Source organism: Streptomyces sp. CA189 (assembly GCF_056428985.1).
In genome coordinates this window covers 12,959-35,430 of record NZ_JBWJVM010000055.1, presented here as the reverse complement: position 1 = coordinate 35,430, position 22,472 = coordinate 12,959, and the positions used below count along the sequence as shown (strand labels likewise).

18 protein-coding genes and 1 pseudogene are annotated in these 22,472 nt (G+C 72.4%); 8 read left to right on the top strand and 11 right to left on the bottom strand.

The annotated features are described in order from the left end of the window. Positions 1-192 precede the first annotated feature (192 nt). Positions 193-1,212 carry a non-homologous end-joining DNA ligase gene (gene ligD / locus AC061S_RS30930; RefSeq protein ID WP_478689183.1) on the bottom strand — a complete coding sequence of 340 codons (1,020 nt, stop codon included), beginning with the start codon at positions 1,210-1,212 and terminating at the stop codon, positions 193-195. Between the two features lie 75 nt (positions 1,213-1,287). On the opposite strand from ligD, the gene AC061S_RS30925 reads away from it, so the two are divergent. Both AC061S_RS30925 and AC061S_RS30920 read left to right on the top strand, forming a co-directional pair. Next, complete coding sequence (locus AC061S_RS30925; protein ID WP_478689182.1) at positions 1,288-2,355, top strand: ATP-dependent DNA ligase; 1,068 nt, start codon at positions 1,288-1,290, stop codon at positions 2,353-2,355. 783 nt (positions 2,356-3,138) lie between these two features. Continuing rightward, positions 3,139-3,651, top strand: coding sequence for a nucleotide triphosphate diphosphatase NUDT15 (locus AC061S_RS30920; RefSeq protein ID WP_478689181.1), 513 nt, complete (start codon positions 3,139-3,141; stop codon positions 3,649-3,651). Here the strand turns inward: AC061S_RS30920 and AC061S_RS30915 are convergent. The 4 genes from AC061S_RS30915 to AC061S_RS30900 all read right to left on the bottom strand — a co-directional run bounded on the left by AC061S_RS30915 (position 3,648) and on the right by AC061S_RS30900 (position 9,081). Next, positions 3,648-4,310 carry a GOLPH3/VPS74 family protein gene (locus tag AC061S_RS30915; RefSeq protein ID WP_478689180.1) on the bottom strand — a complete coding sequence of 221 codons (663 nt, stop codon included), beginning with the start codon at positions 4,308-4,310 and terminating at the stop codon, positions 3,648-3,650. The two genes, AC061S_RS30920 and AC061S_RS30915, sit on opposite strands and share 4 nt — an antisense overlap. A 94-nt stretch (positions 4,311-4,404) precedes the next feature. Further along, a complete protein-coding gene (locus tag AC061S_RS30910) occupies positions 4,405-6,483 on the bottom strand; it encodes an MDR family MFS transporter (RefSeq protein ID WP_478689179.1) in 2,079 nt (692 codons plus the stop codon). 203 nt (positions 6,484-6,686) lie between these two features. Then, entirely contained in the window at positions 6,687-8,036 is a 1,350-nt protein-coding gene (locus AC061S_RS30905; RefSeq protein WP_478689178.1) for a 6-phospho-beta-glucosidase, read from the bottom strand. Between the two features lie 55 nt (positions 8,037-8,091). Further along, positions 8,092-9,081, bottom strand: a complete 990-nt coding sequence (locus tag AC061S_RS30900) for a helix-turn-helix domain-containing protein (protein WP_478689177.1) — start codon at positions 9,079-9,081, stop codon at positions 8,092-8,094. Between the two features lie 225 nt (positions 9,082-9,306). On the opposite strand from AC061S_RS30900, the gene AC061S_RS30895 reads away from it, so the two are divergent. From AC061S_RS30895 to AC061S_RS30885, 3 genes are all read left to right on the top strand, one after another. After that, positions 9,307-9,975 (top strand): helix-turn-helix domain-containing protein, encoded by a 669-nt coding sequence (locus AC061S_RS30895; protein ID WP_478689176.1) that lies wholly within the window; start codon positions 9,307-9,309, stop codon positions 9,973-9,975. A gap of 64 nt (positions 9,976-10,039) precedes the next feature. Beyond that, on the top strand, positions 10,040-10,597 hold the full coding sequence (locus AC061S_RS30890) for a toxin-antitoxin system, toxin component (protein WP_478689175.1): 558 nt from the start codon (positions 10,040-10,042) through the stop codon (positions 10,595-10,597). Beyond that, the gene (locus AC061S_RS30885; RefSeq protein ID WP_478689174.1) at positions 10,594-11,778 is read left to right on the top strand and encodes an MAB_1171c family putative transporter; all 1,185 of its coding nucleotides are present in this window, start codon (positions 10,594-10,596) and stop codon (positions 11,776-11,778) included. Before AC061S_RS30890 ends, AC061S_RS30885 begins: the two co-directional genes overlap by 4 nt. A gap of 51 nt (positions 11,779-11,829) precedes the next feature. On the opposite strand, the gene AC061S_RS30880 is transcribed toward AC061S_RS30885, so the two are convergent. From AC061S_RS30880 to AC061S_RS30870, 3 genes are all read right to left on the bottom strand, one after another. Then, positions 11,830-12,606 carry a bestrophin-like domain gene (locus AC061S_RS30880; RefSeq protein ID WP_478689173.1) on the bottom strand — a complete coding sequence of 259 codons (777 nt, stop codon included), beginning with the start codon at positions 12,604-12,606 and terminating at the stop codon, positions 11,830-11,832. Positions 12,607-12,643: 37 nt separating this feature from the next. After that, positions 12,644-13,228 carry a hypothetical protein gene (locus AC061S_RS30875; RefSeq protein ID WP_478689172.1) on the bottom strand — a complete coding sequence of 195 codons (585 nt, stop codon included), beginning with the start codon at positions 13,226-13,228 and terminating at the stop codon, positions 12,644-12,646. Between the two features lie 185 nt (positions 13,229-13,413). Beyond that, entirely contained in the window at positions 13,414-13,833 is a 420-nt protein-coding gene (locus AC061S_RS30870; RefSeq protein WP_478689171.1) for a DoxX family protein, read from the bottom strand. Between the two features lie 219 nt (positions 13,834-14,052). Here AC061S_RS30870 and AC061S_RS30865 point away from each other — a divergent pair, with 219 nt between their 5' ends. Beyond that, positions 14,053-15,426: a M20/M25/M40 family metallo-hydrolase gene (locus AC061S_RS30865; RefSeq protein WP_478689207.1), complete on the top strand. Its 1,374-nt coding sequence runs from the start codon at positions 14,053-14,055 to the stop codon at positions 15,424-15,426. Further along, positions 15,423-16,985 carry a YfcC family protein gene (locus tag AC061S_RS30860; protein WP_478689170.1) on the top strand — a complete coding sequence of 521 codons (1,563 nt, stop codon included), beginning with the start codon at positions 15,423-15,425 and terminating at the stop codon, positions 16,983-16,985. Before AC061S_RS30865 ends, AC061S_RS30860 begins: the two co-directional genes overlap by 4 nt. A gap of 50 nt (positions 16,986-17,035) precedes the next feature. Here AC061S_RS30860 and AC061S_RS30855 read toward each other — a convergent pair. Continuing rightward, positions 17,036-17,302: pseudogene (locus AC061S_RS30855) on the bottom strand (polyprenyl synthetase family protein); the annotation flags it as partial. A gap of 128 nt (positions 17,303-17,430) precedes the next feature. Between AC061S_RS30855 and AC061S_RS30850 the strand changes: the two are divergent. Beyond that, entirely contained in the window at positions 17,431-17,952 is a 522-nt protein-coding gene (locus AC061S_RS30850; RefSeq protein ID WP_478689169.1) for a hypothetical protein, read from the top strand. 223 nt (positions 17,953-18,175) lie between these two features. Here the strand turns inward: AC061S_RS30850 and metG are convergent, their stop codons facing one another. Beyond that, positions 18,176-19,891 carry a methionine--tRNA ligase gene (gene metG, locus AC061S_RS30845; RefSeq protein ID WP_478689168.1) on the bottom strand — a complete coding sequence of 572 codons (1,716 nt, stop codon included), beginning with the start codon at positions 19,889-19,891 and terminating at the stop codon, positions 18,176-18,178. Positions 19,892-20,147: 256 nt separating this feature from the next. After that, positions 20,148-22,277 (bottom strand): hypothetical protein, encoded by a 2,130-nt coding sequence (locus tag AC061S_RS30840; RefSeq protein WP_478689167.1) that lies wholly within the window; start codon positions 22,275-22,277, stop codon positions 20,148-20,150. Between the last annotated feature and the right edge of the window lie 195 nt (positions 22,278-22,472).

Below are 22,472 nucleotides of genomic sequence, written 5' to 3'. Positions count from 1 at the left end.
TGCATGCCCGGTTCTCCGGATCTCCTCAGAGTGGCCAGACAGAGCTGGCGGGTCAGGATGATGAGGAGATATTAGCACGATCGTTCGTGTTTTTATTGAGAGAGAATGCGCTGCCCGCCCTCGCTCGCACCAAGGACACGGCACGGCACGGCAGGAGTTCCCCATGCCCCGCGGAACGGAGAGGCCGGCGCGTCAGTCCTCGTGCTTCGCGCGGCTCGGCTGGACCCGCTTGGGCTCGCCCGGCATCTTCGGGTAGTCCGGGGGGTACGGCATATCGCCGAGACCGTGGTCCCGTTCGTGACGGTCGGCCAGTTCCAGCGCGGCATCCAGGGCGAAGGCGTGCTCGTCCATGTCGGCGTGCAGATCGCCCAGTTCCGCGAAGCGGGCCGGCATCGTCACGATGTCGAAGTCGCGCGGCTCCGCCTCGTCCAGCTCGTCCCAGCGCAGCGGTGCGGAGACCGGGGCGTGCGGGCGCGGGCGGATGGAGTAGGCCGAGGCGATGGTGCGGTCGCGCGCCGTCTGGTTGTAGTCGACGAAGATCCGCTCGCCGCGCTCCTCCTTCCACCAGGCGGTGGTGACCTTCCCTGGCATCCGGCGCTCCAGGTCCCGGCCGATCGCGATGGCACACCTGCGGACCTCGGTGAAGGTCCAGCGCGGCGCGATCGGCACGAAGACGTGCAGGCCGCGGCCGCCCGAGGTCTTGGGCCAGCCGCGCAGGCCCAACTCCTCCAGCAGAACGCGCAGTTCGTGGGCGACCGCGACCGCGTGGTGGTAGTCGGTGCCCGGCTGCGGGTCCAGGTCGATGCGCAGCTCGTCGGGACGGTCGGTGTCCTCCCGCCGGACCGGCCAGGGGTGGAAGGTGAGGCAGCCCAGGTTGGCGGCCCACAGGACGGCGGCCGGCTCGGTCGGGCAGATCTCGTCGGCGGTGCGTCCGCTCGGGAAGGCGATGTGGGCGGTGGGGATCCAGTCGGGCAGGTTCTTCGGAGCCCGCTTCTGGAAGAAGGACTCGCCCTCCACCCCGTCCGGGAACCGCTCCAGGGTCGTGGGCCGGTTGCGCAGGGCGCGGGTGATCCCGTCCGCGACCGCGAGGTAGTAGGCGGCCACGTCCCCCTTGGTGAGGCCGCGCTCGGGGAAGTACACCTTGTCCGGGCTGGACAGCCTGACGGCCCGGCCGCCCGCCTCCAGCTCGATCGCTTTGCCCGCTGCACCCATGTGCGCCACGGTAGGCGGACCCGCGCGGACCCGCACACCGAGCGGGCCCGGGCGTACCACCCCAGAATCGGAGACATGGATCTGCCGGTCATGCCACCCGTGAAGCCGATGCTCGCCAAATCCGTGTCCACGATCCCACCGGGCATGCAGTACGAGGCCAAGTGGGACGGCTTCCGCGCGATCGTCCACCGGGACGGGGACGAGATCGAGCTCGGCAGCCGCACCGGCAAGAGCCTGACCAGGTACTTTCCCGAGCTGGCCGCGGCCTTGAAGGCCAATCTGCCCGACCGGTGCGTCGTCGACGGAGAGATCGTCGTCATCCAGGGCGGGCGGCTCGATTTCGACCGGCTCAGCGAGCGGATCCATCCCGCCGCCTCCCGGGTGAAACTGCTCGCCGAGACGACCCCCGCCTCGTTCGTGGCCTTCGACCTCCTCGCGCTGGGCGACGAGGCGCTCCTCGAGACCCCGCTCGCCGACCGCCGTACCGCGCTGACCCGCATGCTCTCCACCGCTAGGCCCCCCGTCCACCTCGCGCCCGCAACCACCGACCCCGCGCTCGCACGGGAGTGGTTCGAACGATTCGAGGGCGCCGGGCTCGACGGGGTCGTCGCCAAACCCCTCGATCTCCCCTACCGGCCCGATGCCCGCCTCATGTTCAAGATCAAGCACGAGCGTACGGCCGACGCCGTCATCGCGGGTTTCCGTTTCCACAAGAGCGGTCCGATTGTCGGATCGCTGCTCCTGGGGCTGTACGACGCCCACGGCACCCTCCAGCACGTGGGCGTCTGCGCCGCCTTCCCGATGAAGCGCCGAGCCGAGCTGATCGACGAGCTCGAACCGCTCCGGATGCCCGACCCCGCAGGTCACCCGTGGGCCGCCTGGGCCGAGGAGGCCGCCCACGAGAGCGCCCGGCTGCCAGGGGCGCAGAGCCGCTGGACCGGGAAGAAGGACCTGTCCTGGGTGCCGTTGCGCCCCGAGCAGGTCTGCGAGGTGGCCTACGACCACATGGAGGGCGACCGCTTCCGACACACCGCGCAGTTCCGCCGCATGCGGCCGGACCGGGAGCCGCGGAGCTGTACGTACGCCCAGTTGGAGGAGGTCGTCGGCTACGACCTCGGCGAGGTGCTGGGGTCCACCAACTGATCCGCGGGCGGCCGCCCGGCCACCGGCCGTCCGCCGGATGTCGGCTCCTCCCATTCCGCCCGGCTCGGGCCGGCGGAGTTCGGCGTGTAGTCGGGCCGCGCCGCCAGCCAGCGCGACACCCGCGCGCGGATCTGCGGGTCGGCGTACGTCCGCTCCGGCGGATCGACCAGGTGCCGGACCCTCGCGGGCCGTCCCCGTGCGCCCGGCGCGGGTCGCGAACCGTTCCCCGACGGCCCCGTCCGCGACCACCTGGAAGTCGAACCAGGGCTTGAGGGTGCGCGCCGCCCAGGCGTGGTATTCGGCGGCGAACCGTACCGATCCCGGGTCCTGGTGAGCCGTACGGGCCACCCTGCGCGCGGTCCACAGGGTGAGCGAAGTGCCCTGCCCGAGCGTCGGGTTGGTGTGGGTGACGGCGTCTCCGACGGGCACGAACCCGCTCGTCGACCGGGGCACTCCAGCGGTTGTCCAGGCCGGCCGTGGCCAGTACCCCGGACAGCGGTTCGGCGCCCAGTCCCAGCCAGGCCGCCCCCGGCGGGAAGGCCCGCGCGGCGGCCTCGAACACGGCCGGATCGCGCAGCCCGGAACGCGTGGCGCCGAGCAGCACGTGCGGCTGGTTCGCCTGGGGCACCGTCGCCCGGAACCGATGCGCCGTACGACGATCGGACCGCGTGAAGCCTGCGCGGCCGACGCCGGGCCGAAACCCGCACGGCACTCGGGGACGTAAGGTCGCAGCCGGGCCGCACCGCACGCCGCCCCAGCACCCCGATCCACCGAAGGACGCACATGAGTACAGAACCCGCCGGGCGGACCGAACCCCACGACCCCGGCGCGCCGGGCGGGCGCGCCGTCCCCCGCCCGCACGCCGTCGTCGGCGTCGGCGTGGTCGTGGTCGGCCCCGACGGCCGGGTACTGCTCGGCCAGGCGCACGACGGGCGCTGGGAGCTGCCCGGCGGCAAGGTCGACCCCGGGGAGGGCTTCGAACAGGCCGCCGCCCGCGAACTGGCCGAGGAGACCGCGCTGCGGGCCGCCCCCGAGGAGATCCGGATCGTGTCGGTCCTGCTCGCCGCCGACTCCGGCCGGACCCAGCTGACGGCCGCGGCCGTCACCTCGTCGGCCGCGGGCACGGCCACGGTCACCGAGCCCCACAAGATCGCCCGCTGGTCCTGGTTCGCCCCGGCCGAGTTCCCGGCGGCCCTCTACGCGCCGTCCGTGGCGGTCCTGCGCGCCTGGCGGCCCGAACTCACCCGGGCCCTCCCGCACGTGGCCTCGTACGACTACCCCACCCAGACGTCCTAGCTCGTCACCGTCGCCGCCGTCGCCACGGTGATCGCGGCCATCGCCAGCCGCATGTCGCGGATCGCGGTGCGGATGCTCTCGGCCGCCCACTGCCCGTCGGCTATCTCCGCCGTGCGTGCGGTGATCTCCTTGCGCGGGATCCCCGGGAAGGCCAGGCCGTGCAGGCCGGCGGCGTGGATCACCGTGATGAGGCCCGCCGTCCGCTCGTCCGGCTCGGCGCCCTTGGAGACCGCGGAGGCGAGCCGCTCGCGCAGTTCGCGCTCCGCCGCCCCGTCGGCCTCCGGATAGCGGCGCACCGGGAACACCCCGAGGGCCTTGCGCCGCTCCTCCACGACCACCCCGCGCCCGACCAGCCGCTCCACGACCGGGCCGACGGCCTTGGCCTGGTCCTTCGTCAGCCATTCGGACACCCGGCGCCTGGCGCGGCCGCGCATCCAGGCCCGTATCGACTCGATCCGGCCGTCGAGCAGTTCCTCCCCGGTGGGCGGGGCGTCCACCAGCTCCAGGTGCTTGCCCGAGACCCGCACCCGCTCCGCGAGGACCAGTTCGAGCAGGAGCGCGCCCGCCACCGCCCAGTTCACCGACTGCCGCTGCTTGACCGACCCGGACTCGTCGTCCAGCGACAGCAACATGACCTCTTCAGCCAGTGTGATCCGCATCCCGGCACCCCCGCACCCGTAGAACCCGTAGGACCCGTAAGAACCCCTTTCCCCACCAGACGTCCAGATCCGCCGGGGAGTTCCCCGTCCGGGGCTACGGCCGCCCCGCCATCGCGCGCGGGGCGAAGTTCCCGTCGCCCAGGTCCTCCGCCAGCAGGCGCTTCGCGATCGCGTCCGCCGCGGCCCGCAGCTCCGCGCTGCGCGGACGGCCCCGGTCCTTCTCCAGTTGGTCGCCCAGCCACTGGGCCCACGCGGCCGAGATGACGCCGGCTTCCCGCTCCCCCGCCGGGGTCTGCGTGTAGAAGCCGTTCTGCCGCGTCATGTAGCCCTCGTCCACCATCCGTTCGAAGACCGGCAGCAGTACCTCCGGGGGCAGGTGCCGGCGCGACGCGATGAGTCCGAGGCTCGCGTAGCCGACCGTCCGGGTCAGCAGGTCCACCTGCATCACCGCCCACGCGCCGGCCATGTCCAGTCGGGTGTCCGAGGAGTTCACGATCCCGCGCGCCGTCTCCGGCCCCATGCTCCGCACCAGCTTGCCGACCGCCAGTTCCAGCAGCTTCGCCGAGTCCCCGGAGGCCGTGGCGGGCGAGCCGAAGCCGTCGCCCATGTCCGTGGAACCGGCCCGCGCGCTGTCGCGCAGCTTGACCTGCTTGAGGAACAGCGCGACGACGAATCCGACCACCGCCACCGGCACGGTCCACAGGAACACCGTGTGCAGGGTGTCCGCGTACGCGTCGATGACCGGCCCGGCCGCCGCCGGATCCATGCCGTGCACGCCCTGCGGGCTCTGCGCCGCCGCGCCCAGCTGCTGCGGGTCCTGGCCGGTGGCGCGCGCGGCCTCCTCCACCCCCTTCGTCAGCGCGGGCTTCAGGGTGTTGGCGTAGATCGTGCCGAAGACGGCGGTCCCGAAGGCGCTGCCGAGGGTGCGGAAGAAGGTGACGCCCGAGGTCGCGGTGCCGAGGTCGGCGTAGTCCACGGTGTTCTGCACGGCGATGGTCAGCACCTGCATGCACAGGCCGATGCCGACGCCGAGGACGAACATGTACAGCGATTCCAGCCAGGCGTTGGACTGCGGCCCCATCAGCGACAGCAGGTACAGCCCGAGGCCCATCACGGCGCAGCCGACGATCGGGAAGATCCGGTAGTGCCCGGTCTTGCTCGTGACGTTGCCGCTGAAGACCGACGCGATCAGCAGGCCGATGACCAGCGGCAGTGTCCGTACGCCCGAGACCGTGGCCGAGTCCCCGTCCACGTACTGCAGGTACGTCGGCAGGAAGGTCATCGCGCCGAGCATGGCGAAGCCGACGACGAAGCTGAGGACGGAGCAGACCGAGAAGACGGGGTTGCGGAACAGCCGCATCGGCAGCATCGGCTGCGCGGCACGCGTCTCCACCAGGCAGAACAGCGCCAGTGCCACGACACCGCCCACGAAGAGCCCGACGATGAGCGGCGAGCTCCAGGCGTACTCGTTCCCGCCCAGGCTCGTGGCCAGGATCAGCGAGCTCGCGCCGATCGCGACCATCGCGATGCCCAGGTAGTCGATGACCGGCTTGCCGGCGGCGCGCACGGAGGGGATCGTCCTCGCGGCCGCCACCACGACCAGGATCGCGATCGGCACGTTGACGTAGAAGGCCCAGCGCCAGGTCAGGTGGTCGGTGAAGAGACCGCCGAGCAGCGGCCCGATGACCGTCGCGACGCCGAAGACGGCGCCGATCGCGCCCTGGTACTTCCCGCGTTCGCGCAGCGGGACCACATCGGCGATGAGGGCCATCGCGGTGACCATCAGCCCGCCGGCTCCGATGCCCTGGATGCCCCGCCACACGATGAGCAGGGTCATGTTGCTCGCGAGGCCGCACAGGAAGGAACCGGTGATGAAGACGATGGCGGAGACCTGGAAGACCAGTTTCCGGCCGAAGAGGTCGCCGAACTTGCCGACGAGCACGGTCGCGACCGTCTCCGTGAGCAGGTACGCGGTCACGACCCACGACATGTGGTCCCCGCCGCCGAGGTCGGCCACGATCGTGGGCAGAGCCGTGCCCACGATCGTCTGGTCCAGGGCCGCCAGCAGTACGCCGAGCATGATCGTGCCGAACACGATGTTGCGCGATCGCCGGTCGAGCACGGGCGGTGCCGCTGCGGATATGGCGGGGGCTGCACCTTCGGCTGTGGTCACACCTCGCACTCTCACAGCGCCCCCGCCCGCCCGCATGCGGCGTTAGCCCATCCGGGCCGGGGCGCGGGGGCCGTCGCCGCAGGTGGACGGGCCGTCAGTACGGGCGGCCCGGCGGCCTCAGCGCGGGCAGCCCCGGCGCGGCGGCGCTCAGCACGGGCAGCCCCGCCGACGGACCTCGGCGCAGGCAGCCCCGCCAGCGGCCCTCAGCGCAGGTAGCCCAGCCCCGGATGCTCCGACGCGTACCCGGCCACCAGCCGCCGGGCCACCCCGACCGAGTCCACCAGCGGATGCAGCGCGAAGGCCTTGACGGCGTCCGCCCGCGATCCGCTCGCCGCCGCGGCGAGGACCTCCCGCTCGGCGGCCTTGACCGAGGTCACCAGGCCCACCGCGTGCAGCGGCAGCGGGTCGACGGCGACCGGGTGCGCCCCGTTGGCGTCGACCAGGCAGGGCACCTCGATGACGGCCTCGGCGTCGAGCACCGACAGGGTCCCGCGGTTGCGGACGTTCAGGATCAGGGTGGCGCGCTCGTCCCGGGCGATGGCGCGCATCAGGGCGAGGGCCACCTGCTCGTACCCGCCCGACTCCAGGTCGCTCTCCTCGCGCTCACCGACCCCCGCGACCTCGCGGTTCTCGGCCATGTACGTCGCTTCGCGCTCGGCCCTGGTGCGGTCCCAGGCGGCCAGCGCCGCCCCGGGCGCCTGATCCGGCCGCCCGGCCTCGGCGTAGAACCCGCGCTGCTGGTCGCGCAGGAACGCCCCGCGCGTCTGCTCGGCCTCCTGGTAGGCCCGTACCGTGTCGCGGTTGTAGTAGTAGTAGTGGAGGTACTCGTTCGGGATCGCCCCGAGCGAGCGCAGCCACTCGGCTCCGAACAGCCGGCCCTCCTCGAAGGATTCCAGCGCCTGCGGGTCGGCCAGCAGCCTCGGCAGTTCGTCGCGCCCGCCGATCCGCAGCCCGCGCACCCAGCCCAGGTGGTTGAGGCCGACGTAGTCGATCCAGGCGTCCTCGGGCCGGGCGCCGAGCAGCCGGGCGATCCGCCGCCCGAGGCCGACCGGCGAATCGCAGATGCCGATGACCCGGTCGCCGAGCTCCTCGGCCATGGCCTCCGTGACCACCCCGGCCGGGTTGGTGAAGTTGATCACCCACGCCCCGGGGGCGGTACGGGCCACCCTGCGCGCGATCTCGCGGGCCACCGGCACCGTCCGCAGGCCGTACGCGATCCCGCCCGCGCCCACCGTCTCCTGGCCCAGCACCCCCTCGGCCAGGGCGATCCGCTCGTCGGCGGCCCGCCCTTCGAGCCCGCCGACGCGAATGGCCGAAAACACGAAGTCGGCGCCGCGCAGGGCGTCGTCGAGATCGGTGGTGGCCGTGACGGCCGGGGCGTCCGCGATCCCGGCGGCCTGGTCCGCGAGCACCCGGGCCATGGTGCCGAGCCGGCCGGGGTCCTCGTCGTACAGCGTCACGTGCGACACCCTGCCCTCGGCGTGATCGCCGAGCAGGGCTCCGTAGACGAGCGGTACCCGGAATCCGCCCCCGCCGAGGATCGTCAGCCGCACGCCCTTACCGCCCTTCGCAGTGCCACGTTTCGTGGCACCAGTCTCCCCCGCCGGATCAGTCCACCGGCGACGGCACGGCCCGCAGCCGCGGCGGCTGGTCCTGCTGCGCTCCCGGACCGCCGGGCAGCGGACCCGTCGGCAGACCCTGCGGCGTCGAGAGGACCAGCGTCATCCGGGTCAGCCCCATGCCGTCGAGCATCGGGCCGGATTCCGCCACCATCCGGCAGCGCACCAGGCCCCAGCCCGGGTCCGGGTGGCGCACGGTGCGCACGGCACCGTCCTGTTCGGCGGCCTCGGCCCCGTGGGTCGTCAGCCAGTGCGGCACTCCGTACCGGTAGGCGGCCTCCATGAAGGGGTCACGGGCCACCTCCTGGCGGATGCTGCGCAGCCCCTCGTCGTCGGGAGCGGCGGCCAGCGCGGTCGCGAACCGGGCCAGCAGCGGTACGCACCAGGCCGGTTCGTGGTCCTCCAGCACGGCCGCGGCGTCCGGGTGGAACAGCACGAAGCGCAGGAAGTTGTCGTCCGGCAGGGCCGTCGGATGCGGGCGCACCGACTGGAAGAGCCGGTCGAAGGCCGAGTTGGTCAGGGCCACGTCCCAGCGGTGGTCCACGAGGAAACTCGGGTAGGGCACGGCCTCCATGAGGGCCGCGTAGTCACACAGGTAGTCGCGCTGCGCGGGATCGTCGGGCAGCCGGTTGTCCTCGGCCGCGCGCCAGGTGGGCGGCGGGTCGCGGTCGACCATGATCCGGAACAGCCAGAAGCACTGCCGCTCGCTCATTTCCAGGGCCTCGGCCAGGGCGAGCAGCTTGCGGTCCGTCCACTCCTTGACCAGGCCGCGCTCCCAGTTGCCGTACGCGCGCACGCTGATGCGCAAACGCGCCGCCAGGTCCTCCTGGCTCAGCCCCAGTTCCTCTCGGCGCTGGCGCAAAATCTCCTTGCGTCGCTCCGACCGCACGGCGCCGCGTGCGGACTCCTCGCCCGCGAGGCGCTCCCCAACGATGTGGGCGAGCCCTTCGGACGGGCCCACCGCTGCGAGATGTGGCACCGAGAGCTCCCCCCATCTTTATTACGGTCTGGATCTTCATTTCCGTGTGGCGATCCTGCTACCGACTTCATTCGAGTGTCAACTATTGTGGCAATTCCAGCCTCTGGGCAGCTCGATCCCGCCACAGATGTGGCACGTTCTAGCCGTACGGACAGAGACCGGATAGATTCCTGGAGCCGACCACGTGCCCGTACCCCGACCTCGCGCGATCTAGGAGAACCACTGGTGACAGACGGCTTCCCGGCTCCCGTCGCGGTGGCCAACACGCTCCTGGCAGCCACCGTCACGCGGGTCGCAGAACTCGCGGGCAAGCTGGGCCGCGACCTGAACCAGGTCTTCGACCTGCGCCGCCTCTCCGAGGCCTCGGGCGTACCCGCCGACGTGGTGCGGAGCCTGCTGGACGGCCGGCCCGCCGGCGAGCCCGATCTCCAGACCCGGTTCCTCCAGCGCCTCGACCTCCTGCGGCGTACCCGCGTGAAGCCCAACGGCCGCCGCTACACGCAGCAGGAGATCGCCGACGGCGCCGCCATGTCGCGCCAGCAGGCCGGCGCCCTGATCAACGGCGACAGACGGCCGACCATGGAACACTGTGACGCGATCCAGCGCTTCTTCGGGGTACACGCCGGATTCCTCACCGCCCACGACGCGGACGCGCTCACGGACGCCCTCCAGCGCACCGAGCAACAGCTGCTCCAGGACTTCGCGGGCCGCGCACGGGAAACCGCACCCGCCCAGGCCGCTTCGGCGGGCGATCCGCTGGCAAGACTTCTCCAGAACCACGGCGTACGGGGCATCGCCTGGAGAGCCGCCCAACTGCCCAGCGACAAGCACCGGGACAAGGTGACCGAATGGCTGGACATGCTTCTCGAAAGCGTCAAACCGAACGAATCCTGACCCAGTCGAAAGTCTGGGTCTGATCCTTGAGTCCTGATCCGGATCCGCGCCGACGGGGAGAACGGTGAGCATAGGCAGAGAGCAGCGGCGGTTGTGCGGGGAGCTGGTGGCAGGCATCAACCTGACCGCGCCCGTGGAGCCCGTGGACCTCTACGCCGCCCTCTGCGAGGGCATGAGCAAGCACCGCGGCCGCCGGGTGGAGTTCCGGATGGCCTCGTTCCCGCCGGGGACGGCCAGCGGCCTGTGGCTCGACATGGCGGACCGCGATCTGGTGGTCATCGAGGAACGCACCGCACCCGACCACCAGCTGGTGATCCTCGGGCACGAGCTGTGGCACATGAAGGCCGGCCACTGCAGCCACCACGTCGACGGCGCCGCCGTCGCCGCGCGGCTGCTGACGGACGAGGCCGACATCGGCGAGACCGTACGCCGGGTCGCCGCGCGCACCCGCGCCGACGTCCAAGAGGAGACCGAAGCGGAAACCTTCGGCTTACTGCTGGGCAGCCGGTGCAGGACCTGGCTCGCCGGATCGGCGAGCCGCCGCGCACCTGCGCAGCGAGACCAACTGGCGGGCCGCATCGAGGCATCGCTCGGATACCGGGGGCACAGGAACGACCGTTGAACGGCGAGGACTACTACATACCGGCCGCGGCCCTGGCGATCGCACTCGCCTTCAAGCTGCCGGCCCTACGGCACAACTGGCGCGACCCGCTGCTGCGATCGGTCTGCGCCCTGCTCACCCTGGCCGGTGCGGTCTTCACCTTCGCCGCCCCGCCCACCATCATGGCGGTCAACCGCTGGACCGGCATCACCAACTTCTCGGCCCCGCTCGTCTACTGCCTCATGAGCGCCTTCAGCGCTTCCTGCCTGGTCCTGATCGTCAACTGGCGCGGCGGCCCGCCCGAGCAGACCAGGCGGGTCTCACGCCGGTGGATCCTGGGCTACGGCACAATCACCACGACCCTGATGACGCTCTTCCTCCTCGGTGACGCACCGATCGAGCGACTGCGCGACTTCGACACGTTCTACGCCAACACCCCGTACATGGGGCAGATGATCGGCCTCTACCTGCTCGCGCACAACGTGGCCGCCTTCGTCATGGTCGCCATGTGCTGGCGCTGGTCCCTCCAGGTGCGCGGCTGGCTCCGGACCGGCCTGATGATCATCGTCGTCGGCTACATCCTGAACCTCAGCTACGACGCCGCCAAGATGAGCGCCGTCATCGGGCGCTGGGTCGGCCTCGGCCCCCGGCTCGACGACCTGAGCACCTACGTCGCCCCGCCGCTCGCCGCCGCCGGCGCGCTCGTCAGCGCGATCGGGTTCGTCCTGCCGCTGCTCTGCCAGCGCCTCTCGGACAGCTGGCAGCACTGGTCCACGTACCGCCGGCTCGGCCCGCTGTGGCACGAGGTCCGGATCTCCGCGCCCCACACCCCGGTCGGCGTCCAGATGTCCTGGTGGTCCGCCGCCGACATCCGGGTGATCCAGCGCGAGTCGGACATCCACGACGGCTTCCTGCACCTCGGCCCGTACTTCGACCAGCGCCACCGGGACGACGCCCTCGCGCGGGCCCTCGGGGCCGGCGCCGACGAGGAGACCGCGCGGGCCGTCGCCGACGCGGCCATGGTCGCGGCCGCCGTGCGCGCCCGGGCGGCCGACCCCGAGGGGCGGGTCATCGGGGCCAGCGACGAGGGTGCCCCGCCGCCCGCCGACGGTCCGCGCGACCTCGTGCGGATCTCGCACGCGCTGCGCAACTCCCGGGTGGTGGCCGAATGCCGGCGGCAGTCGTCCCTGTCGGGGAGCTGAGCCCCGGGCGGCGGGGCCGGTGGCCAGCGCCCGGTGATCAGCGCCCGGTGATCAGCGCCCGGCGGCCAGGGACAGGGACGGGAACAGGTCCTGGAACGGCGCCGCCGAGTCGATCCCGTCCCGCCCGAAGGGCGCGTCGAAGCTCCACACCATGAACAGCAGGAACACGATCAGCGCGCTGAACAGCCCCGCGAGCAGCAGTTCCCGTCCCGAGCGCCGGATCTGCAGGGTGAAGATCAGCCCCACGGTGACCAGCCCGCCCGCGACCAGCCCCAGCCAGACCACCCCCGGCAGCGTGGACTCGTCGGTCTGCGTCCGCTCGTGGCGGGCGTCGTCGGCGGCCGCGATGTGGTCCAGCAGCGGCTGGTAGGCCTGCGCCTGCAGCTCGTTGCCCGGGCTCTGGTGGGTGACGCCGCTGCGCAGTTTGCCGAGCAGTTCGCCGCCCTCCGGGGACACCGGCGCCCCGGAGGTCAGCCGCGGCCAGTCCACGCTGACGGTGTGGGACACGTACGCGTTGACCTCGCCGCGGATCCGGTCGCGGACGGCGGCCGGGTAGACGTCAGCCCGCTGGGTGACCTCGTACAGGGACTGGGCCTCGCGGCGCACGCTGTCCTCGGCGGCGCCGCGCGCCTCCCAGACGCCCGCGATGGCCAGGCCGAGCACGATCGCGTAGACCACGCCGACCATCATCACCATGTACTCGAGGACGTCGGGGGTTTCGCTGGTGTCCTCGTCGTCGGCGACCCGGCGGTGCCGGATCGCGGTGAAGGCGAGGACGAGGGCGCAGACGAGCGCCATGGCGATGGCCAGGACCAGCCATTCGGACACGAGGGTTCTCCGTAGGTCGAAATGAGCGGACTGAACGTTAGCCGCGGCTCCTGGAACGGGGCCGCAGCGCGACGGCCGCGAGCACCGCCGGGGTCGTGACGACGACCATGAGCATCAGGGTGGACATGCCGTCCGGGCCGCGCCGCGCCAGGGCCGCGGAGTGGTACGGGCGCACGTGGAACCGCCCCGCCGCCCCGGCCCCCGCTGCGCCCCGGTGCGGAGCCACCCCTTCGCCCGGAGCCGCCTCCGTGACCCCGGCCGCCTCCGCCGCGGCCGCCCGCGGCTGCGCCGGCGCGGGCCTTGCCTGCGCCGTCGGCCCCGGGGCGGGCTCCGCCGCCGAGCCGGGCCGCGCGGGGGCGAGCGGCCCCAGCCCCGGGTGGCGCACCGTCGGCGCGGCCGGGCCGGGCAGCAGCACCCGGGCGGTCGGCCGTACGGCCGGAGCCGGAGCCGGAGCCGACACCGAGGGCGGCGGCGCGGGCGGCCGCGGCCGCGACCCGGCCGGAACGCACAGGTCGACCCGGGCGCCGCGCCCGTGGCCGTCTCCGGCGACCGCCACATGACCGTGCAGCGGGCAGAGCGCCGCCACCAGGCCGGCCCCGGCGAAGTACTGCCAAGCGGTCACCGCGCGTTCTCCCGATTCCGCAGCAGGGATGAGGGCTATGCCTGAAGAAACGATCACGGCGGTGCTTCGACACGCCACAGACGGGTCAAGATCCCCGCCCGGGAGGTGCGGCGTCGGCGTAGCGGACCGTGGGGCGCCGAAGACAGCGCCCCGCTTCATGCCGATGACCGCGGAGCGGCGGCCGCTCAACCGATGGAGAGCGCCGGGCCGGTGACCATGAGGCCGAGGTCGTGGCCCGCGTAGGCGAAGAAGGCGAACAGGAGGAGTCCAGCGCCGCCCAGCGCGAGGTCCTTGAGGAACTGCGTCTGCTCCATCTGCTGCGTCTGCGGGTCGGTCTCCTTCCAGAAGCCGTGCATCAGCAGGGCCACCGAGAACGAGAAGCCGGCGAGCGCGAGCGCGCCGATGTCGGCCCAGAGGCCGACGGCGACGCTGATGGCGCCGACGACGATGACCAGCCCGCTCACCACCGTGGCCGGGACCGCCAGCGGAACCCCGCGGGCGGCGGTGTATCCGGCCATCTGTGAGGTCTTGGTCAGGTGCGCGAACCCGGATCCGGCGAAGAGGAGGACGAACAGCACGCGTCCGATGAGTACGAGCACATCCATGATGACCTCCGTGGAGCATCATTCTGGCCATATGTACTTTATGTACCAATGAACCAACGCACCCGTCCGGCCTATTCCGCCACACCACCGACCGCTCCCCCCGCCGATGATCGGAGAACCCGATCCCGCAGCTCAGCGGGGTCGCCCGGGGGAGCACAGGGACGGTGGCAGGTGGACGCGGACGGCTCGCAGACCCTCGAAACACAGGTCGACGCCCTGATGGACGGCCTCCGGGCCGATCTGGAACGGCTCGCGTCGATCCCCTCGGTCGCCTTCCCCGGCTACCCGGCGGAGCCGGTCCTGGAGGCGCACGACCTGATCGTCTCGCTGCTGCGCGAGGCGGGCGTCCCCACCGTCGAGCGCATCGACCTCCCCGATACCGCCCCGGTCATCTATGGCGAGATCCCGCCCCCGCACCCGGACGCACCGACGGTCCTGCTCTACGGGCACTACGACGTCCAGCCCGCCGGCAACCCGACCCTGTGGCTCTCCCCGCCCTTCGAGCCGACCCCCGTCAGTTCGAAAGGGGGGCTGCCCGAAGCCCTGCGGGCGCGCGGGATCGCCGACGACAAGTCGAACGTGATCGCCCACCTGGGCATGCTCCGGGTCTACGGCGGCCGCCCGCCCGTCGGGATCAAGCTGGTGATCGAGGGGCAGGAGGAGTACGGCAGCCCCTTCGACGACTACCCGCCCACCGATCCGGACCGGTTCGCCTGCGACGCGATGGTCATCGCCGACCTCGGCAACCTGCGGCCCGGCACCCCCACCCTGACCACCGGTCTGCGCGGGGCCTGCGAGGTCGTGGTGGAGGTGCGCACCCTCGCGGAGGCGCGGCACAGCGGGGAGTTCGGCGGAGCCGCCCCGGACGCCCTGCTGGTCCTGCTGCGGGCGCTGGCCACCCTGCACGACGAGCACGGAGACGTGGCGGTGCCCGGGCTGCGCCGGGATCCCTGGGAGGGAACGACCTACACGGAGGAGGAGTTCCGCGAGCTGGCCTCCGTCCGGGACGGGCTGCCGCTGATCGGCACCGGCTCGCTCGGCGAGCGCCTGTGGAGCGGTCCCGCCGTCACCGTCATCGGGCTGGACGCCCCGGACGTGGCGGGCGCCGCCTCCGCCGTGGTCCCGTACGCGCGGGCCAAGCTGAACCTGCGCTTCCACCCCCTCCAGGACCCGAAGGAGGCCCGGACCGCGCTCGTGAAGCACCTGCGCGCGCAGCGCCCCTTCGGGATCCCGCTCACCGTCACCCTGGGCGACACCGGCCCCGGCTTCGAGGCGCGGACGGGCGGGCCGGCGTACCGGGCGGCGCTGACCGCGCTCAAGGAGGCCTGGGGAACGCAGGCCTCGTACGTGGCCACGGGCGGCTCCATCCCGCTGGTGAACGGCCTCGCGAGGGCGGCTCCGAACGCGGAGGTGCTGCTGTTCGGCGCTCAGGACAGCATGTGCAATCTGCACGCGCCGAACGAGCGGGTGCTGCTGTCGGAGGTGCGCAACACGGTGGTGGCGATGGCGGCCTTCGTCCGGGAGTACGCGGCGGACTTCGGCGCGGCCCGATCCCCCGGCGCCGCCCAGGACCCGCCGGGAGGCGCCCGGTGACCACCGCGACCCCGCCACCGGCGGCCCCGCCGCCGCCACCGCCGGCCGCACCGGCTCCACCGGAGGGGCCGGCGCCCGCGCGGAAGTTCTCCTTCCCCAGCGCGCTGACCATCCTGGCCATCGTCACCATCGCGATCTGGCTGCTGGCCTTCCTCGTCCCGGCCGGCGAGTACGACCGCAACGACAGCGGCTCCCCGGTCGCCGGCACCTACCACCGGGTCGACGGCACCCAGAGCTTCACCGATCGCCTGAACGACCTGTTCCTCTCCCCCGTCAACGGGCTCTACGGCCTCCAGGACCCCAAGACCGGCCAGGTCGGCCCCACCTTCAGCGGTGATCTGTACGGCAGCGCGGGCGTGTTCCTCTTCGTGCTCGCCATCGGCGCGTTCATCACCGTCGTGTTCGCCACCGGGGCCCTCGACCGCGGCATCGCCCGCCTCGCCCACCGGCTGCGCGACCGCGGGGCGCTGCTGATCGCCGCCGTGATGGTGGTCTTCTCGATCCTGGGCACCGTGGAGGGCTTCGCCGAGGAGACCCTCGGGTTCTACGGACTGCTGGTGCCCATGATGCTGGCCCTCGGCTACGACCGGCTGGTCGCGGTCGGCGCCAGCATCCTCGGCGCGGGCGTCGGCGTGCTCTGCTCCACGGTGAATCCGTTCGCGACCGGCGTGGCTTCCTCGGCGGCCGACATCTCGCTCGGCGACGGGATCGGGCTGCGGTTCCTCATGTGGATCGTGCTGACCACCGTGACCGTCCTCTACGTGATCCGGTACGCGCGGCGGGTCCAGAAGGACCCCTCCAAGTCGATCTGCGGGTTCCTGCCCGGGGACCGGGAGCAGAAGGCCACCGGCGCCGAGGAGGAGGAACCGGAGCTGACCCGGCTGCACAAGACCGTGCTGGTTCTGTTGGTCCTCGTCTTCGCCTTCATGATCTTCTCGGTGGTGCCCTGGTCGAGCGCGCTCACCGGCAAGGCGGACGCGACCCCGTACGCCTGGGAACTGGACTGGTCCTTCGCACAGTTGGCGGCGCTGTTCATCTGCGCGGCCGTGCTGATCGGCCTGGTCGCCCGGATGGGGGAGGCCAAGCTCAGCTCCACGATCATCCAGGGCGCCGCCGACTTCATCTCGCCCGCCCTGGTCATCATGCTGGCGCGCGGGGTCACGGTCATCATGAACAACTCGAAGATCACCGACACCGTGCTGCACTCCATCGAGGGCGTGGTGAAGGGGACTTCGTCCGGGATCTTCGCGATCATCGTCTTCCTCGTGAACCTCCCGCTCGCCTTCCTGATCCCCTCCACCTCCGGGCACGCCACCCTCACCATGCCGATCCTGGCCCCGCTCGCCGACTTCGCGGGCGTCTCCCGCGCGCTGATGGTGACGGCATGGCAGTCGGCGAGCGGCTGGATGAACCTCTGGGTCCCCACCACCGCCGTCACCATCGGCGGGGTCGCGCTGGCCAAGGTCGGCTACGACAAGTACCTGCGCTTCGTCTGGCCGTTGCTCGGCATCCTCTTCGTGCTGATCTGCGGCTTCCTGGCCCTGGGCGCCGCGATGTGACGGCGGCCGCCCACCGCCGGCCGCCCACCGCCCCCGGCCTGCCGCCCCGGTCAGCGCCGCCGGACGACGACGAAGTCGGCCAGGGCGGTGAGCTGTTCGCGGACCTCGTCGGGCAGGTACACCGCGTCGAGTGCGCCGAGTGCCGTGTCGTACTGTCGCCTCGCCTCGGCGGCGGTCCAGGCGCGGCCCCCGGCCTCCTCGATCAGGGCGGCCCTGAGCGCGAACTCCGCTTCGTCGAAAGCCTCGTCCTCCACCGTCCCGGCGGCCCCCGCGTCCGCGGCGAGCAGTGCGGCGAGGCGCGAATTCCGAGCTGTTCCGATTCGCCCTGGGCGGCCTGGGACAGGTCGGGTTCATCAGGACCGCGGTGCTCCGCACGGTGCCGTACCGGGCGGTCACTCCCGTATCCAGGATTCCGCACACGGGAATGTCCGAGCTGGCTGAATTCATGAAAGACGTCGCCGGCGATCCCGCGGTTTCCGGCTATTTCGGCATGTACGACCGGACCTCCTGGTATTCGCAGATGTCCTTCGCGGCGGAGCCCGCGGAAGCCGTGGAGGCCGGCGAGCCGGGCACCGTGCTGCCCGCACCCGACTACTCCCTGCTGCTGCACCAGGAGGTCGACCAGCACCTCCTGCCGGTCCTCCAGGACGCATCGCGCGTGAACCTCTGGGCCGACTACGTCTTCGACGAGGCGGGCTTCGAGGGGATCACGAAGACGCTGGAGGAGCTGACCCGCGAGTCCCCGTTCGCGGACAACCTGATCAGCCTGTACTTCCTGGTCATCAAGCGTCCCGAGGCGGCGACGCCGTTCGTCTTCGCACCGTCGCTCGACACCCCGGTCCAGTACGGGATCGGCGTGTTCACCACCATCGAGAAGTCCGACACCCACGCGGTGACCGAGACCCGGCGCGTGCTGCGCGAGCTGCTGGCGGCCTGCGCGCAGGCGAAGGGCCGCCCGTACCTGTAAGGATCCCACGAGCTGGATGCGGAGCTGCTGGAGGGCTTCTACGGTGCCGACGCGCTGCGGCGGCTGGAATCCCTGCGCGAGGAGCACGCGCTCACCCGTTTCAACCCGCGGGCGTTCGGCGGCGTACGGCCGTGAGGAACCTGCGCAGGGGCGCGACCCCAACGGGTCGCGCCCCTGCGCAGGTTGATGCCCTGGTGCCCGGCGCCCTGGACGCCGGTCCGGCTCAGGCCTCGGGGTTGCCGCCGAAGCGCTCGCGGTACGACTCCAGGTCCTCTTCGGTGACCCTCGGGAAGAGCACCGCCGGAACCGTGAACGGGGTGCCGGCCGGCACCGCGTCGAGGGACGCGGCCTGCTCCGGGGTGACCCACGTGGCCGTGTCGTCGGCGAGGTCGAACGCGGAGCGCATGGCGCGCGCCGAGGCCGGGATGAACGGCTCGGAGACCACCGAGTAGAGGTGGATGAGGTTCATCGCCGTGCGCAGGGTGAGCGCCGCGCCGTCCAGGTCGGTCTTGACCTCAGTCCAGGGGGCCTTCTCGTCGAGGTAGGCGTTTCCGGCCGACCACAGGGCGCGCAGCGCGGCCGCGGCCTTGCGGTACTGGAGCGCCTCCATGTGGCCCTCGTACTCGGCCAGCAGTTCGGCGATCTGCGCGCCCAGCTTGGCCTCGACCTCGCCCGCGGGGCTGCCCGCGGGGACCTCGTCGCCGAACTTCTTCCGGGAGAAGGTCAGGACGCGGTTGACGAAGTTTCCGAGGGTGCCGCCGAGGTCCTTGTTCACCGTCGCGGCGAAGTGCTCCCACGTGAAGGAGGAGTCGTCGGACTCGGGCGCGTTGGCGATGAGGAAGTAGCGCCAGAAGTCGGCCGGGAGGATCTCCAGCGCCTGGTCGGTGAAGACGCCGCGCTTCTGCGAGGTGGAGAACTTGCCGCCGTAGTACGTCAGCCAGTTGAAGGCCTTGACGTAGTCGACCATCTTCCACGGCTCGCGGACGCCGAGCTCGGTGGCGGGGAACATCACCGTGTGGAACGGGACGTTGTCCTTGGCCATGAACTGGGTGTAGCGGACGTCCTCGGCCTCGTACCACCAGGACGTGTAGTCGCGGTTCGCCGGGTCGGCGTCCGCCCACTCCTTGGTGGAGGCGATGTACTCGATCGGGGCGTCGAACCAGACGTAGAACACCTTGCCGTCGGCGGCCAGCTCGGGCCACGTGTCGGCCGGGACCGGGACGCCCCAGTCGAGGTCCCGCGTGATGGCGCGGTCGTGGAGGCCCTCGGTCAGCCACTTGCGGGCGATGGAGGACGCGAGCTGCGGCCACTCCTCCTCGTGCTCCGCGACCCAGGCCTCGACCTCGACCTGGAGCTTGGACTGGAGGAGGAAGAGGTGCTTGGTCTCGCGGACCTCCAGCTCGGTGGAGCCGGAGATGGCCGAGCGGGGCTCGATCAGGTCCGTGGGGTCCAGGACGCGGGTGCAGTTCTCGCACTGGTCGCCGCGGGCCTTGTCGTAGCCGCAGTGCGGGCAGGTGCCCTCCACGTAGCGGTCCGGCAGGAATCGGCCGTCGACCGGCGAGTAGACCTGCCGGATCGCGCGCTCCTCGATGAAGCCGTTCTTCTCGAGCTGGCGCGAGAAGTGCTGGGTGATCTCGCGGTTCTGCTCCGAGGAGCTGCGGCCGAAGTAGTCGAAGGACAGCTCGAAGCCGTCGTAGACCGCCTTCTGGGCGTCGTGGGCCTGCGCGCAGAACTCGGCGACCGAGAGGCCTGCCGCCTTCGCGGCGAGCTCGGCGGGGGTGCCGTGCTCGTCGGTGGCGCAGATGTAGAGGACGTCGTGGCCGCGCTGGCGGAGGTACCGGGAGTACACATCCGCCGGAAGCATCGACCCGACCATGTTGCCCAGGTGCTTGATCCCGTTGATGTAGGGAAGCGCGCTGGTGATCAGGTGTCGAGCCATCCTCGGATGCTCCATTTCATATATGCCGGTTACAACGTGACGTGCGGTTCATCGTATCGAACCGCCGAAACGCCACGCGCCGCATTTCTTCGGGGTGGACTGGGGTTACAGCGCAGAACTGAGGGGTGCAACGCAAAAGCGAGGACTGTGACCACTCCGTCACGGCCCTCGCGCTGCGGCCATGGTACAGCGGGCCGGACAGCGCCCGAACCGCCGTCCACGCCCGTGGGACACGGTCCGCGGCGGCCGCGGGCGGTCAGTCGCGGCCGCCCCGGGCGCCGTCGATCGCGGTGATCCGGACGCCGCTCGCGAGTCTGCCCGTCAGGGTGGCCGCGGGGCCCTGCGGACCGGCGACGGGGACGGTCAGGGTCCGGCCCGCGGCCTCCGCGCGGACGGCGCCGGCCGCCGTGATGCCCGCGACCTCGCGGCTGCCCGCCGCCAGCAGGTACCAGCGGCCGGCCGGAGACCTCCACCGGGTGCCCGCCAGCAGGTGCTGCCCGAACCGTCCGCACGCGGCGGTCTCGCGGGACCGCGCCACGTCCTGCGGCGGTCCGGCGGGCGGGCGCAACTGGACAAGGACGTCGCCCGGACCGGCCCAGCCGGAGGCCCGGGCGCAGGTCCACACGGCCCGGCCCGCGCCGTCGGGGAGTTCGGATTCGGCGAAGTCCCAGACGTTGACGGCCCGTACCCCGCCGGCCCGGTACTCCCGCAGCCGGCAGGCGACCGGCGCCCACGCCGCCCGCGCGGCCGGGCCGGTGGCCTCGCGCGGCTGGCGTGCTGCCACCGCCGCCGGACCATCGGGCAGCGGCGTGTAGGTCAGGTGTACGGGGGTCAGCGCGCCCAGGTCGGCGAGGACGAAGGCGTGCTTCTCCACGATGCGGGCGGAGGAGGTCAGCTCCAGCACGGGCCACGCCGCGCAGGCGCCGCCGGAGCTGTCGGAGCCGTCGGAGCCGTCCGTACGGGGCACCCCGGTCTCCTCGGTGACCCCGTCGGCGGAGACGGCCAGCGGCTTGGCCGCGTCCCCCGTCCGGAGCAGGTCGCGGGTGCCGGCCCGGGCGATCCACGGCGCGAGCAGGTATCTGGCCCGGCCCCCGTCCGTGGTCCCGTTCCCGGGTGAGCGGCTCAGGGTCAGCGCGGCGGCGGTGGTCACGTTCGCCTCGTCGGTACGGGCGAACGCGAGCTCCCGGGCGCGCGGCCCGTCGGTGCCGTCTGCGGACTCGCCGTATCGAACCACCCGGTCCCCGTCGAGCAGCAGCACCACGGCCCGCCCGGCGACGTCCCCCGCGTACAGGAGCTGCGGCGCGCGCAGCGGCGCATCGGTGGCCGTCCCCGGCGCGGCCGTCACCGCCACCTCCCGGGGCCGGGCGGCCCAGGCCGCCAGGGCGCGGGCGAGCAGGCCGCGGTCGGCGGTGCGGGCGCCGCGGGCGGGCCAGGCGGTGAAGTCGACGCGGGCGGTGTCCGCCCAGGCCTCGGCCGGAACGCGGACCAGCCGGGCCGGGTCCAGTGCCCCGGCGGCGGCTGGTCCGGCGAGCGGCGAGGCCTCGGGGCGGGGCGGCGACCCGTCGGCCGCGAGGATCCCGGCGGCCAGGGCCAGCGCGAGCAGCGCGGTCCAGCCGGCCCGGGTCCGGCGGCGCCGGCGCAGCAGGTCGGTGGGGCGGGCGCTGACCACGGCGGCATCGAACCCGACGCCGTCCGGCCCCCGCAGGAGCGTTTCCCCAGCCACCTCCGCGGCGCGGGCACGCGTACTCCCGCCGCTGCCGGTACCGGCAAGGGCACCGGAACCACCCCAGGCCCCGGCCCCCGGCGCCCGCGACCCAGACCCAGTCCCCGGCGCATGCCCCGGCCCCGGCCCCGGGGCCCACTCCCGCCAAGCGGCCAGCGCCTCCCGTACGGCGTCCGCCGGGTCCGCCACCCCGGCCGCGCCGAGCAGCCGGGCCACCGCCTCCTCGGGCAGGCCGTCCATGCCGTGCAGGACGAAGGCGGCCCGGACCGGCCCCGGCGCCGCGCCCAGCATCCGGGCGGGCTCGTCGATCCCGCCCGCCGGGGGCCACAGCCGCAGCCCCCAGACGAAGGGCGGCACCGGCGGCCACCCGAGCCCGGCCGCGGCGATGCGGGCCCGGCCGGACGGAGCGAGGCTCGCGCGCAGGACCCGTACGCGCACCTGGGTCAGGGGGCCGCCCGGCCCGTCGGGTCCGGCCGGGGCCCGCGTACTGCCGCGCGGGAGTGCCCGCTGGACCGCCCTGTGCGCGAGGAGTACCCGGACGTGGCGGCCCAGGGTGACCGGGAGCGTCACGTAGGCGAGCCGTACCAGTTGGGGGTAGTGCTCGACGAGGACGGCCTCGGCCTGCTCCACGGCGGTGGAGCCGAATCGCTGTGTTGTGCCCACTCTCCGACAAACGAGTGAATCTTGGGATGGTCACACGCCGTGCCCTCGGGCAGGGCGCGAAACGGACGCACAGGAGAACGGCATATGCGTTTGCGCTGGTTGAGCGGGCGTGTGATCGACATCGATCAGCACGTGATCATCACCGAACGTAATTCTGCCAGCTTTCATCTCTGCGCCCTCCGAGTGCGCCCGCGC